Raw genomic sequence first — 13766 nt, 5'->3', positions numbered from 1 at the left:
AGTTATCTTATTAATGCGCACTTACTTACGTAGCACCTGCTTTGGTCTGCTACTGCTTGCTACGGGTTTAGTAGCAGCTCCTGCTCATGCTCAGCAAGTAGCGGCCACCGTCGATGAACCCCGCAAATACACGCTGGGAGGCATCACGGTGAGCGGCGCGCGCTCCCTTGACCCTAATACGCTGATTGGGCTGTCGGGTTTGCGGATAGGTGACCCAATCAACATTCCGGGCGAAGAAATCGGCAAGGCCATTCGCCGCATCTGGACGCAGGGTCTCGTGGCCGATGTGTCGGTGAGCATTGCGCGCACCGAGGGCGACAAGATATTCCTGGATTTTAACCTGCGCGAGCGGCCCCGGCTGTCGAAGTTCACCTTCACAGGCATCAGCAAAGGGCAGGGCGAGGACCTGGAAAAGAAAATTAAGCTTATCCGGGGTAAGGTCGTGACCGACGCCTTGCTGTCGAACACCCGCACCCAGGTGCGCAAGTTCTACACCAATAAGGGCTTCCTGGATACCAAGGTGGTCATTCGCCAGGTGGCCGACTCGGCCCTGTCGAACAGTGTGGCCCTGAAGATTGACGTGGACAAGGGCAGCAAGGTGCGCATCCACGATATTGCATTTGAGGGTAATAAAGCCTTCAAAGACAGTAAGCTGAAGAAGCAGTTCAAGAAGACTAAGGAGCGCAAGCCCTACAAATTCCTGACGCCGGGCAAGTACCAGGCCTCGGAGTTTGAAGAGGATAAAAAGAAGCTCGTTGACTTTTACAACAACGAGGGCTACCGCGACGCCAGCATCGTATCGGATACGCTGATACGCGACAGCAAGGGCCTGGCGCTGCGCATCAAGGTCGATGCCGGTCCGAAGTACTACTTTCGCAACATTACCTGGACGGGCAACTACCTCTACGACAGCAAGACGCTCTCGTCGGTCCTAGGTATCAAATCGGGCACGCCCTACAGCAAGGAGACGCTGGATAAGCGCCTGAGCTACAACCCCACCGGCCAGGACGTGACCTCGCTCTACATGAACGACGGCTACCTGTTCTTCCAGATTGACCCGGTGGAAACCAAGGTGCAGGGCGACTCCATTGACATCGAGATGCGCGTCTCGGAAGGCGTGCAGGCGCGGGTGAAGGAGATTAATATCACCGGCAACACCAAGACCTCGGACCACGTGCTGCGCCGCACGCTGCGCACGCTGCCCGGCGACAAATTCAACCGCGAGCTGCTCATCCGCTCGCAGCGCGAAATCGCGACCCTAGGGTACTTCGACCCCGAGAAAATCGGCATCAACCCGGTGCCCAACCAGAACGATGGCACCGTGGACATCAACTACACGGTGGTGGAGAAGCCTTCGGACCAGATTACGCTCTCGGGCGGTTGGGGCGGCTACGCCGGCTTTATCGGTACGGTAGGCCTGGTATTCAACAACTTCTCGCTGCGCAAGGCCGGCGACTGGCACAATTGGACGCCCGTACCGGGCGGCGACGGCCAGCGCCTGGCCCTCAACGTGCAGGCCAACGGCTTGCAGTATCAGGCCTATTCGCTCAGCTTCACCGAGCCGTGGCTGGGTGGGCGCAAGCCCAACTCACTCAGCGTGAGTTTGAACCGCAGTATTTCGCGGATTGCCTACGGTGGCGTATTTGATGCATCGAGCGGGCAGTTCATCAAGGTAAACACCGTGACGGTGGGCCTAGGCCGCCAGCTGCGAGTGCCGGATGACTACTTCACCTTGAGCAACTCGCTCTCCTTTAGCCAGTACCAGACCCAGAACTACCCGCTGCTCGCCTCGGCGGCCGCAACTGGTACATTTAACAACTTCACGATAAACACCACGCTGGCGCGGAATAGCATCGACAACCCGACGTACACGCGGCGTGGCTCGTCGCTTTCGCTCTCGGTGTCGGCCACGCCACCCTACTCGGCTTTTCCCGGCGCGCACCCCAACGAAACCCAGTGGATAGAGCTGCACAAGTGGATGTTCGATGCGTCGTTCTTCACGCCCATTGTGGGCAAGCTGGTGCTGAACACCCGCGCCCACTTCGGCTTCATTGGCTCGTACGGCGGGCGTAACGTGGGTCCGTTCGAGCGCTTCAAGATGGGCGGCGCGGGCCTGGGCTACGGCGGCGGCGGCTCGTTCCTGGTGGGTACCGAGTACATCGGCCTGCGTGGCTACGACGACCCCAACGCGGCCTATGCCATTCCGACGGCGCAGCAGAACCAGAGCGGTGGCTTGGCCTACAACAAGTACGTAATGGAGCTGCGCTACCCCGTCAGCCTCAACCCAGCGGCCACGGTGTACGTGCTGAGCTTTGCCGAAGCCGGCAACTCGGTAAACTCTTATCAGGAATACAACCCCTATAAGCTGTACCGCTCGGCTGGTTTCGGCGCCCGCATTTTCATGTCGGCATTCGGTTTGCTAGGCTTCGACTACGGCCGTGCCTTCGACTCGGTAGTGCCGGCGCCGGGTACCAGCAACAAGCAAGATTTCAACCACTTCCACTTTATCATCGGGCAGCAGATTCGCTAGGTCAGTGGGCGAGCCGAGCGGGAACGTTTGGCTCGCTCCCGAAGGTTTAGCGAGCACGGGCGGCTTGGTGAAGGGGCGCCGCAATAGTGTGGCGCGCCGGGCGTTAAGAGCATCATCCCATAGACTTAGCTGCTGGTGGGGCATCCACGGTATGAAACGATTTTTCTGCGTATTCGCTTTCTTGGGGCTACTGCTGGCCGGGCCAGCGCAGGCGCAGCGGCTGGGCTACATCGACACTGAGTTCATTATGAGCAAGATGCCCGAGTATGCCCAGGCGCAAACCGAGCTGAATAAGCTCTCGGACACCTGGCAGAAGGAAATCGAAGCCCAGCAAAAAGACCTGGACAAGATGTACCGCACCTATCAGGCCGAAGAAGTGGTGTTAACCGAGCCCATGAAGAAGAAGCGTCAGGACGAAATGCTCAAGAAAGAGCAGGAACTCAAGGCGTACCGCACCAAGCAGTTTGGCTACGAGGGGCAAATCTTTAAGAAGCGCCAGGAGTTGAACAAGCCCGTGCAGGACAAGATATTCGAGGCGGTTGAAAAGGTAGCCAAGACCAAAAAGCTGAATATGGTGTTCGACAAGGCCAGCGACCTGACCATGATTTACACCGACCCAACCTTCGATTACACCGAGTACGTGCTGGAGGAGCTAGGGCTGGCCTCGCCCGACCGCAACCAGCCCGGTACGAAAGGCCCGGTAAAAACGGTGAATCCGCCCAAAGCACCGGCGGCCGCCACGGCCACCAAGACTACGACCGACTCGCGCTTCGAGTCGGATTCGGGGACGCCCGAGGTGCCGGCCGGCACCAAAACGAGAACTGGCACGAAGCCATAATTCTCTTAACTTTGCATTTAACTTTTTCCAGAACCTTGATTTCCTTCGTTAACCGCGTGAAAACCATTCACCTGACCTTCGCCGCCGCTTTGCTCGTTGTCGGCTCGTTCTTTGCCCCCGCCGCGCACGCCCAGGCTCCGCTCAAAATTGGCTACACCAGCGTAGAATATGTGCTGAGCCAGATGCCCGAGCGCAAGCAGATTGAATCGGACCTGAAAGCCTACAGCACCCAGCTGGAAGCTCAGATGAAGAGCAAGCAGACCGCCTTCCAAACCAAGCTGGACGCCTACCAGAAAGGTGGCTCGGCTATGACGGCCGTAGTAAAAGCCGACACTGAGAAAGAGCTGCAAGGGATGCAGCAGGGCTTGCAGGAGTTCTCCTCCACGGCCCAGCAGTCGCTCCAGCAGAAGCAGCAGCAGCTGCTGAGCCCGGCGCTCGACAAAATTCAGAAGAACATTGACCTAGTAGCTGCTGAAAGCGGCTACACCTACGTGCTGAACTCGGACGCCGGCTCGAGCCCCATCTTGCTGCACGGCCCCAAGGATGGCGACATCTCGGACCTGATTCTGAAGAAGATGGGCATTACGCCCACGGCCGCCGCGCCCGCCCCCAATGCCCAGCCGGCCCAGCAGTCGTCGGCTACCAAAACGCCCGTAGCGCCCGCCGCTGCGCCTTCCAAGTCGAAAGGCAAGAAATAAGCACCTAGCACAGTTATTTGAAAAGCCGAGGCCACCGGGCCTCGGCTTTTTTTGTGACCTACAGGTAGTTAGGGCTCGCGCCCTAAAATAAAAAGCGGTCGTTTGCCGGCGTTTGGCAAGCAGAAGCTCTTTCTTGGCGGAAATTTGCGCAGGGCAAGGCAGTTGCCGCCCTCCCTGCGGGTTTTTAGTAACGCATGATACAAGAACAAATACGCTTGGCCGAGGCCGACGCGCAAACGGTTAACTGGAAGAAGTTTGGGCCTTACCTCACGGAGCGGCAGTGGGGCACGGTGCGCGAAGACTACAGCCCCGACGGCAGCGCCTGGGACCACGTTTTTCACGACGCGGCCCGCTCATTTGCCTACCGTTGGGGCGAAGAGGGCCTAGGGGGCTTCAGCGACGACCAGCAGCTGCTGTGCCTTAACGTGGGCCTCTGGAACGGTAAGGACGGCCAACTGAAGGAGCGCCTCTTTGGCCTCACCAATGGCCAGGGCAACCACGGCGAGGACGTGAAGGAGCTGTACTACTACCTTGACTGCACGCCCACGCACTCGTACCAGAAAATGCTGTACAAGTATCCGCAGCGCAAGTTTCCCTACGGCAAGCTCCTCAAGCACAACGCCCGCCGCACGCGCCTGGAGCCCGAATACGAGCTACTGGATACGGGTATTTTCAAGGACAACCGCTACTTCGACGTCTTTATCGAGTACGCTAAGGCGGGGGTCGATGACTTGCTGCTGCAAGTGACGGTGTACAACCGCGGCAAGCACAAGAGCACCGTGCAGGTACTGCCGCAACTGTGGTTTCGCAACACTTGGGGCTGGGGCTACGACAGCTACCGGCCCACGCTGGTGCAGGTGGCGCCCGGCGTAGTAGAAGCCGAGCACCGCGACCTAGGGAAATACCACTTCTACTGCGACGGTGAGCCGAACCTACTTTTCTGCGAAAACGACAGCAACGGTCCGCGCCTCTACGGCCTGCCGGGCGAGGGGCTGTACTTCAAAGACGGTATCAACGACTACGTGGTGGATGGCCGCACGCACGCCATCAATCCTAAGCAGCAGGGCACCAAAGTGGGCGCCCAGTACGAGCTGACCGTGAAAGGCGGGGAGTCGCAGACCGTGCGCGTGCGCCTGAGCCTAGGTGAGCTGACGGCGCCTTTCGAGGACTTCGACCAGCTGCTGGCCGCCCGCCAGCAGGAAACGGACGAGTTCTATGACTGCGTGCAGGAGCGCCTCACCAGCCCCGACGCGCGCAACGTGCAGCGCCAGGCGTTTGCCGGCATGCTCTGGAGCAAGCAGTTTTACTACTACGACGTGGCGCAGTGGCTCGATGGCGACCCCGCCATGCCGCCGCCCGCGCCCCAGCGCCGCGCCAACCGCAACGCCAACTGGCGCCACCTGCACAATCAGGATATAGTGTCGATGCCCGACAAGTGGGAATACCCCTGGTACGCGGCTTGGGATTTGGCCTTCCACTGCATTCCGCTGGCGATGGTAGACTCGGAGTTTGCCAAGAACCAGCTGCGCCTGCTCATTAAGGACCGCTACCTGCACCCCAGCGGCCAGCTGCCCGCCTACGAGTGGAACCTGAGCGACGTGAACCCGCCGGTGCACGCCTGGGCCACCTGGCGCGTGTACCAGATGGATAAGAAGCGCCGCAATGGCAAGGGTGACCTAGACTTTCTGGAGCGCCTGTTTCATAAGCTAGTGCTGAATTTTACGTGGTGGGTGAACCGCAAGGACCGCGACGAGCGCAATATTTTTGAGGGCGGCTTCCTGGGGCTCGATAACATCGGGGTGTTTGACCGCTCGGCGCCGCTGCCCACCGGCGGCAAGATTGAGCAGAGCGACGGCACTAGCTGGATGGCCATGTACGCGCTCAACCTCATGCGCATGGCCCTGGAGCTAGCCAAGCAAAACCCGGTGTACCAAGAGATGGCGGGTAAGTTCTTCGAGCACTTCCTCTACATCGCCGACGCCATGACCCGCGGGGGCGACGGCCGGTTTAATCTCTGGGACGACGAAGACCAGTTTTACTACGACGTGCTGCACACCCCCGATAATGCGCGCACCAAGCTCAAAGTGCGTTCCATCGTGGGGTTGATTCCGCTGTTTGCGGTCGAGATTATCGATGAGGAGCTGCTGAACGCCATGCCACTGTTTGCGCGCCGGGCGTGGTGGCTGGTCACCAACCGGCCGCACTTGGCGCAGCTCGTGTCGCGCTGGCAGGAGCCCGGCAAGGGCGCCCGCCACCTGCTGAGCCTCATGCGCCGCAGCCGCCTCAAGGCCCTGCTGCGCCGGATGCTCGACGAAAGCGAATTCTTGTCGGAGTACGGTATCCGGGCGCTCTCGCGCTACCACGACGAGCACCCCTACGTGTACCGCGCCGGCAAAACCGACTTCGTGGTTCAATACCTGCCCGGCGAGTCCGACTCGGGCATGTTTGGGGGTAACAGCAATTGGCGCGGCCCGGTGTGGTTTCCCATTAACTTTCTGATTGTGGAGTCGTTGCAGCGCTTCTACAGCTACTACGGCGATTCCTTCAAGGTAGAGTATCCAACCGGCTCGGGGGTACTGATGACGCTGCTGGAAGTGGCCGACGCCCTGGCCGGCCGCCTCAACAAGCTGCTGCTCAAGGATGCCGACGGGCGCCGCCCGGCCTTTGGCGACAGCGAGCTGCTGCAAACCGACCCGCACTTCCGCGACTACTTGCTGTTTCACGAGTATTTCCACGGCGACGATGGCCACGGCCTCGGCGCCAGCCACCAAACTGGCTGGACGGGCCTTATCGCCAAGCTCTTGCAGCCTCGGTAAGGGTCGTTGTTAATTCAGTTTTAACAGATTTCGCGCAGTGTTTCGGGGTGTCAAAGCGCAGTGTTTCGTAGTGTCTCAATAGAAAGAACACTGCGGAATACTGCGCTTTGACACCCCGAAACACTGCGCGAAACCGTAATTCATATAAGAATATGCTGCCTGATACTGCCCAAGACCCCGAAGAGGACGCCGGCGAAGGCGACGAGCTCTACGAGCACCACCGCATTGTGGTGGACCGGGGACAGGAGTTGCTGCGCGTCGATAAATTCTTGCTCAACCGCCTGGCCAACGCCTCGCGCACCAAGATTCAGGCCGCCATCGAGGCCGAAACGGTGCAGGTCAACGGCCGCTCCACTAAGGCTAGCTACCGCATCCGGCCCGCCGATGTCATCACCATCACGCTGCCCGAGCCGCCGCGCACCGGCAAGGTCGAGCCCGAGCAGATGGACCTCGACATCCGCTACGAGGACGCCGACCTGCTCATCGTGAATAAGCCCGCCGGCATGGTGGTGCACCCCGCCTATGGCAACTGGGAGGGTACGCTCGTCAACGGCCTGGCCTACCACCTAGCCAACCTGCCCACCGGCCGCAACGGTGAAATTCGGCCCGGCCTGGTGCACCGCATCGACAAGGATACGTCGGGCCTGCTCGTTATCGGCAAGACAGAAACGGCCATGACGCACCTTTCGCAGCAGTTTTTCCATCATACCATCGAGCGCAGCTACCTGGCCCTGGCCTGGGGCAAGTTTGCCGATGACCAGGGCACCATTCAGGGTCACATCGGCCGCAGCCTGCGCGACCGCAAGGTGCAGGCCGTGTACCCCGAGGGCGACCAGGGCAAGGCCGCCGTGACCCACTACCGCGTGCGCCAGCGCTACGGTCCCGTCACGCTGCTCGAATGCCGCCTCGAAACCGGGCGCACCCACCAGATTCGGGCGCACATGCAGTACATCGGCCACCCGCTCTTTTCGGATGCCACCTACGGCGGCGACCGCATCCGCTCGGGCCAAGCCAACGGCTCCTACAAAGCTTTCGTCGAAAACTGCTTCGCCGTACTACCTAGGCAGGCCCTGCACGCCCGCTCACTAGGCTTTGTGCACCCGCGCACCGGCGAAAAAGTATACTTTGAAGCCGAACTGCCCGAAGATTTTAGCGCCGCGCTGGTCAAGTGGCAGGCGTGGAGTGAAAGCCAGTAGCCTAATCCACAACGCAAAAAAAAGCCCCGGCGCAACATGCGCCGGGGCTTTTTTGCTTAGCAGGAATACCTATTTCTTAGGTGCTGCTTTTGCCGTTGGCTTGCGGGCCGGAGCCGACACGCCATTAATGGCCTTCATAGCGTTGACGGCCGTTTCGTTTGAAGGGTCGAGAGCCAGGGCCTGCTGGAAGTAGGCTTTAGCACCGGCCTTATCGCCTTTCTGCAAGGTGTAGACACCTAGGTAGTTGTAGGAAGGAATCAAACCGGCTTTGAATTTAGCCGGGTCAGCACCTGCCACTTTCGACAGCTCGATATACTTCTCATAGTAAGGCTTCGACAAGCCTTTCTTTGAATCCTGGTCGAGGTAGTAGTTCACGTTAGCCCGCTCTAGGTAAGCCGGAGCATAGTCAGGCTTGGCCGTGCTGATGATGTTAAGCACGCTGTCGGCCTGGGTGTACTGCTTAGCACCTTTGTAGGCGGCAGCCAGGCGGTATTGGTCAGCTAGGTCACCAGTTTTGGCTTTCTCAGCTAGCGTCTTGATGGCGCTGCCATAGTCGCCGCTGTTCATAGCCACGCGGGCAATTTCGGCTTCCACTTCTTTCTTCTGGCTCGGCGAAGCTACGGCCAAGGCTTTATCAAGGGCCGCTTTGGCTTCAGTCGTCTTACCAGCGCGGCTCAGGATTTTACCCTGGTATACGTAGTCGTCGGGGATGATTTTCTCGGCCGGAACGGTTTTCAAATACGTATCCATTGCGGTCGAGGCACCAGCGAAGTCGCCGGTTTCAAACAGCGTGTAGGCCTTCAGGCGATTCATCGTCACGTTGCCGGGCTCTTTAGCCAGCACGTTGTTGATTTCGGTGAGAGCTTCGGGGTACTTCTTAGTCAGGTACAGGAACGAAGCGTATTCGGCGTCGGTGTTGGTCGACTTCTCGGCTACGCCGCGGTACTGCTCAAAGGTGCTCAGCGCCTTAGGGTACTGCCCAGCGTAGAAGTACATCTCGGCCAATTCCTTGTAGGCCGGCGCGTATTTGGGCTCTAGCTGAATAGCTTTCTCCAGGTTAGTTACGGCTTCCTGCGCATTGCGGCTGCGCACGTTCAACTCACCTTTTTTGTAGTAAGCCTGCGCAAAATTCGGGTTTGCCATCGTGGCGCGGTCGAAGCTGGTCATGGCTTCGCCACCGCCTTGGTCGGTCTTCAGGTAGATTTCACCGCGGGCTACCATCAGGTCCGGGTTATCTTTCTTGTAGGCCGTCTGAGCTGCATTCACGTAGGTCAGGGCTTTGTCGATGTTCTTCACATCCGACTCGCCATAGGCCTGCGCAATCATGGTCAGTACTTTGGTATCCTTGTTCTTGGTGGCTTTAGCAGCGGCGTCAAACGAGGTAGCAGCGGCATCAGCCTGGCCTTTTACAAGAGCGGCGCGGCCAGCGGCCACTTGCCCGAAGGGCGTGGGGCCGGCGGCTTTGTTGAAGTAGGCAGCTGCCGAATCATCTAGGTCGCGCATCTGGTAAAGGCGGCCCAGCTCGTAGTTAGCTTCGGGCGAACTGGCGTTACGCAGCAGACCGCGGGCTTCGTTGTAACGCTCCAGCTCGATGGCTTTTTGCGCGGCAGCAATGTCTTGGGCGGTAGCAGCCGTAGCACCGGCCCCTAGGGTAACGGCGGTTAGCAACAGCGATTTCCAGGGCTTGAAACTCATAAGCGAAAGAGAAAAAAGAGTAATCGGGTGAGAAATTACGGAGCCTAAACTACGTTAAGCGGACCGTAGGAGTTCAATTAAAGCTTCTGCGTAGTGACTACGCGGGCTTGCATGTTAGCGGGCATCAAGCCCGATTTGTAAAAAATAAGCTGGCCCTTTTGGCCTGCTATGAAGGATGCAAAACCTGAGCCAAGTCCGGTGCGAGCCTCTCGGTTGATGACATATATGTCGCGCCGCAGCGGGTAGCGTTGCAGTGCGGCATTGCCGCGCAGCTGCTCAGGGGTATAAGCAGCTAGGTACGCTTGGTAAGGCTGAATAAAGTCATCCTTGGTCGGGTTGGGGCGAGCCGTAATGGCCGCTACCCGCACCGTTTTGAGAAAGCTCATCACCTTCGGGTCATCGTGGTCCGACACCCAGTTGATGCCTACCACGCCAATGGCGGCCGGGTGGGCAGCCACATAAGCTAGCGCCTCCTGGTTGGACTTGGCAGCGAATACCCGTTTGGTTAGCGGCTGCCCGCGCAGTAGCGAGTCGCGCACAAAACGCAGGGTGCTGCTGCGGTTGGCGTCGAATACAACGTTGACATCGCCCAATTTATTTTGCGCGCCTATTTGTTTCCAACTATTAGTCTTTCCACTGAAAATACCCCGCAGCTGCGTCAGGGTTAGCAGGGAGTCCGGATTGGACGGATGCAGAATAATAGCCAAGCCATCGGTGCCGATTTTGGTAATCCTAGGTACCATCGTTTGCTTGGTCAGCTCGGCTTTTTCTTTATCGTTGAGGTCACGCGAAAGAATGGCCAGCTTTACTTTATCGTTGAGCAGGTCCAGCATCACGCTGTCTTCGGGCTGATAAGTAGCCTTAATGTGCGCGTCGGGGTAAAGCTTCTGAAACGTATCGACCTGCGACTCCAGAATGGGCGCAAAGGTTTGGTCGACACTAATCGATACGTGGCCGCTAGTGGGCGTATCGGTGGGGTTAGAGCCGTCATCGGCACTGCCTTGCTTATTACAGCCCACCAGGCAGCCCGTCACTACGAGCAGCGCGCTTAGGAAGACCCGACCCTGGGGGCGGAAAAAATTAGTTAAAATCATCTGGCCGGGATTTGCGAGGTTTAAAAGGAAGCGCCCGTACCAAGCGCACAATGCCGTAGAGCAGCAGGAGGCCGCCGAGTACTAGGCGCGTTTTGTGACCTAGGGGCAGCAAGGCACCAGCGGCCATTGGCCGGTCGGCGGTGTACAGCAGCCAGCCCCCGAGGGCCAGGTACCCTATCGCCCGGATTAAATCAAATAAACGCACTGGTTGCTGGGAAGGGCCCAGCCGCTCTTCAGTGGAGCTATCGCGCATGAGAAATGAGTGAGGAAGTTGCTTTTAATTAACAAAAGTTAAGGACCAAATTGTTCGGGCCACCTAGCCAAGCGCTTCCAATGAAGATGCAAAAAAGGTAAAAAAAGCCGGCTTTTCATAATTAGCCGGCTTTTAATCCTACTCTGAGGGCAAGATACTTACTGAATGCGGAATGTGATGGGTAAAGTAAACCGCACGGGCACAGCGTGGTGGCTTTGCCGCCCGGGCGTCCAGGCGGGCATTTGGCGCACTACTCGCTGGGCTTCCTCATCTAGGCCGTAGCCCAAGCCTTTGGGCACGGTGATGTCGGCTATCGTGCCGTCGGCCTGTACCACAAAGCTGACGAATACCCGGCCCTCGGCCTGGGCCGCTAAGGCTGCGCCAGGGTAGCGAAGGTGGCTGCGGAGGTAGCGCGTCAGGGCTGCCATCCCACCGGCGAACTCCGGCATTTGCTCGACCACTGTATAGGGTCCGGTCACAGCCGGGCTAGTATCAGAGCCCGTCTCGGAGCCCGTAATAGCGGTGCCAGGGCCGGTGTTCGCGCTCGTATTCGTGGTCTCTGTAGTGGTAGTGCCCACTACGCCGGGCGTCTCGGTAGGCACCTCCACCACGGTGGCGTCGGGCTTGCGGACAGTAGCCAGCTCGTCTTTAACCACTTTGGTTGGAATGGAGGCCGCCATATGCGTGGCAGGTGCCGCCGCCAAGCGCGGCTGGCTGGGCGCGGCCGGCGGGGCAATGGGTTTGGGAGGCTCCGTTACGTAGGTAGGCGGAGTAATGGGGGTAAGCATGGTAGACGACCTCGGCGCCACTACCAGCAGCGGGTGCAGGTGCTGCCAGGCGGCCCCACCCAATAACAGTAAGGCGCAGAGGCCTATCATCAGGGCCATGGCCGTGCGTAGGTGGCCATTGTAGGCTTGGCGCAACTGGTAGGCGCCATACGCTTGGTTACGTCCTTCAAATACGAGGTCGTCGAACGAAGCCGGAAAAAGTTCGGAAAGCAATGACATGAGCGGTGGAATAAGAAGGGAAGAAAAGGCTGGTGGCCACCTAGCTCTCCTCTGATGCTGGAACGCCAGCTTTTCCACACATGCTATCGCCTTTTATTCAGAGCATTCTCATATTATGAGTTAGTACATCGTACCCAGAATAGGATAGCGCTTGAGTACCCAGGCTTGCTGCGGATGCGTTGGGATAAATAATCAAAAAAAACCCCGACTGCCAAGCAATCGGGGCTTTCTAAAGCAGCTAGAAACGCAGCTTATTGAATCTTCAGCGAAATCGGCACAGTAAAGGATACTTTCACTGCCCGGCCATTCTGCTTGCCCGGGATGAACTTGGGCAGCGTTTTAATGGCGCGGATGGTTTCAGCATCAATCGTCGAGCTCAGACCTTTCACCGTTTCAACATCAGTCAAGTTGCCGTTTTCATCAACCGTGAACTTAGCGAATACCCGGCCTTCAACCTGGTTGCGCAAGTCTACTGCAGGGTAACGGAACGCTTTCTGAATGGCGTTTACGATGGCTTGCTGGCCACCACCACCAGGCAGCTGCGGCATTTGCTCTACGTAAGTATAGACTTTGTCTTCTACTACTTCGGCTACCGGAGCTTTGCCTTCGCCGCTCAGGTCGCTCAAGTCGGGCGGAGGTGCATCGGTGTTACCTTTTACGGTCACCGTCGATACAGCCTTGTCCTTCAATTCGTCCTGGTCGGGTACCTCCTCGGTACGCTGCACCTCGTTGTCCTTCTTTACTACCGGAGGCGTAAACTTCACGGTGTTCAGCTTGGGCGGCGGGGGTGGCGGCGCCTCGGGTGGGGGCGGCGGTGGGGGTGGGGGTGCGGCGTTATCGAGGGGCGGCGCATCCATCAGCACGTTTTCCTGTAGGTTCAGCACTTCTTTGGGCTTACGCTCCTCGAGGTACTTAGCAATGGCAGGAATAGCAACGAGCAAAACCAGGAATGCAGCTCCGATAATCAAGGCACGCGATACGTTGCGGCCGTAGATACGGCGCAACTCAAACGCTCCATATGCCTTGTTACGGCCCTCAAACACGATGTCGTTGAGGCTAGCCTTAGCTAGCTGCGCGTTATCCATCATAGTTTTGAGTCTTTAATAAGGTCCACGTCCGCTTTGCCGATTGGCACCAAAGCGTACTTCTTCTGACTGGTGATGTTCATCTCATCGAGAATATCCACCATGTTCTTGTACCGAGCCTCTTTGCCATCATAGTTGTAAGGCTTGATGAGGACAACGGGCTCGGGCTGCTGGCGTTTGCGGGCCAGCAATACCTGGCGAATGCCAGTCTGGCTGTAGTTCGTTACTTTTAGTTCGGGCTTAGGCACGCTCTTGTCGAGCGGGTTATTAAGGCCGGCGTAGTAGTATACCTTGTCTTCAGGACCCAGGATAACGGTGAACGCTTCCGAAGCCTTGATTTCGGTGGGATGCGTATCGTTCTTGTCCTTCACCGGCATCGTCAGCGCCAACACGTTGGGCTTAGCGAAGGTGGTAGTGAGCATGAAGAAGGTGAGCAACAGGAAGGCAAGGTCCACCATGGGCGTCATGTCGATTTTGGTCGACGACTTTTTCGCCCGCTTCTTGCCTCCCCCTTTACCGGAGTCTTTCTGTTGTATTTCGGCCATGAGAGGTAA

At 58.2% G+C, this 13766-nt stretch carries 11 protein-coding genes; 5 read left to right on the top strand and 6 right to left on the bottom strand.

All coding sequences use genetic code 11. The annotated features are described in order from the left end of the window. The first annotated feature begins 13 nt into the window (after window positions 1-13). From bamA to ACFSDX_RS14725, 5 genes are all read left to right on the top strand, one after another. Entirely contained in the window at window positions 14-2530 is a 2517-nt protein-coding gene (gene bamA, locus ACFSDX_RS14745) for an outer membrane protein assembly factor BamA (RefSeq protein ID WP_382314826.1), read from the top strand. 151 nt (window positions 2531-2681) lie between these two features. Continuing rightward, window positions 2682-3368, top strand: coding sequence for an OmpH/Skp family outer membrane protein (locus ACFSDX_RS14740; protein ID WP_382314824.1), 687 nt, complete (start codon window positions 2682-2684; stop codon window positions 3366-3368). 35 nt (window positions 3369-3403) lie between these two features. After that, window positions 3404-4066, top strand: coding sequence for an OmpH/Skp family outer membrane protein (locus ACFSDX_RS14735; protein WP_382314822.1), 663 nt, complete (start codon window positions 3404-3406; stop codon window positions 4064-4066). A 194-nt stretch (window positions 4067-4260) separates the two neighbouring features. Then, window positions 4261-6882 (top strand): MGH1-like glycoside hydrolase domain-containing protein, encoded by a 2622-nt coding sequence (locus ACFSDX_RS14730; protein ID WP_382314820.1) that lies wholly within the window; start codon window positions 4261-4263, stop codon window positions 6880-6882. A 152-nt stretch (window positions 6883-7034) separates the two neighbouring features. Then, window positions 7035-8078 carry an RluA family pseudouridine synthase gene (locus ACFSDX_RS14725; RefSeq protein ID WP_382314818.1) on the top strand — a complete coding sequence of 348 codons (1044 nt, stop codon included), beginning with the start codon at window positions 7035-7037 and terminating at the stop codon, window positions 8076-8078. Between the two features lie 69 nt (window positions 8079-8147). Here ACFSDX_RS14725 and ACFSDX_RS14720 read toward each other — a convergent pair whose 3' ends face one another. From ACFSDX_RS14720 to ACFSDX_RS14695, 6 genes are all read right to left on the bottom strand, one after another. Further along, entirely contained in the window at window positions 8148-9773 is a 1626-nt protein-coding gene (locus ACFSDX_RS14720; protein WP_382314816.1) for a tetratricopeptide repeat protein, read from the bottom strand. Between the two features lie 77 nt (window positions 9774-9850). Continuing rightward, the gene (locus tag ACFSDX_RS14715) at window positions 9851-10867 is read right to left on the bottom strand and encodes a PstS family phosphate ABC transporter substrate-binding protein (protein ID WP_382314814.1); all 1017 of its coding nucleotides are present in this window, start codon (window positions 10865-10867) and stop codon (window positions 9851-9853) included. Then, window positions 10854-11120 carry a hypothetical protein gene (locus tag ACFSDX_RS14710; RefSeq protein ID WP_382314812.1) on the bottom strand — a complete coding sequence of 89 codons (267 nt, stop codon included), beginning with the start codon at window positions 11118-11120 and terminating at the stop codon, window positions 10854-10856. Before ACFSDX_RS14710 ends, ACFSDX_RS14715 begins: the two co-directional genes overlap by 14 nt. 158 nt (window positions 11121-11278) lie before the next feature. Beyond that, complete coding sequence (locus ACFSDX_RS14705) at window positions 11279-12127, bottom strand: energy transducer TonB (protein ID WP_382314810.1); 849 nt, start codon at window positions 12125-12127, stop codon at window positions 11279-11281. A gap of 251 nt (window positions 12128-12378) precedes the next feature. Then, window positions 12379-13215 (bottom strand): energy transducer TonB, encoded by an 837-nt coding sequence (locus tag ACFSDX_RS14700; protein WP_382314808.1) that lies wholly within the window; start codon window positions 13213-13215, stop codon window positions 12379-12381. Further along, a complete protein-coding gene (locus ACFSDX_RS14695) occupies window positions 13212-13757 on the bottom strand; it encodes an ExbD/TolR family protein (protein WP_382314806.1) in 546 nt (181 codons plus the stop codon). Before ACFSDX_RS14695 ends, ACFSDX_RS14700 begins: the two co-directional genes overlap by 4 nt. Window positions 13758-13766: the final 9 nt, after the last annotated feature.

The organism is Hymenobacter bucti, from assembly GCF_042681145.1.
Classification (GTDB): Bacteria; Bacteroidota; Bacteroidia; order Cytophagales; family Hymenobacteraceae; genus Hymenobacter; species Hymenobacter bucti.
The sequence above is the reverse complement of the archived record's forward strand: the minus strand, read 5'-3'. Positions and strand labels throughout refer to the sequence as shown.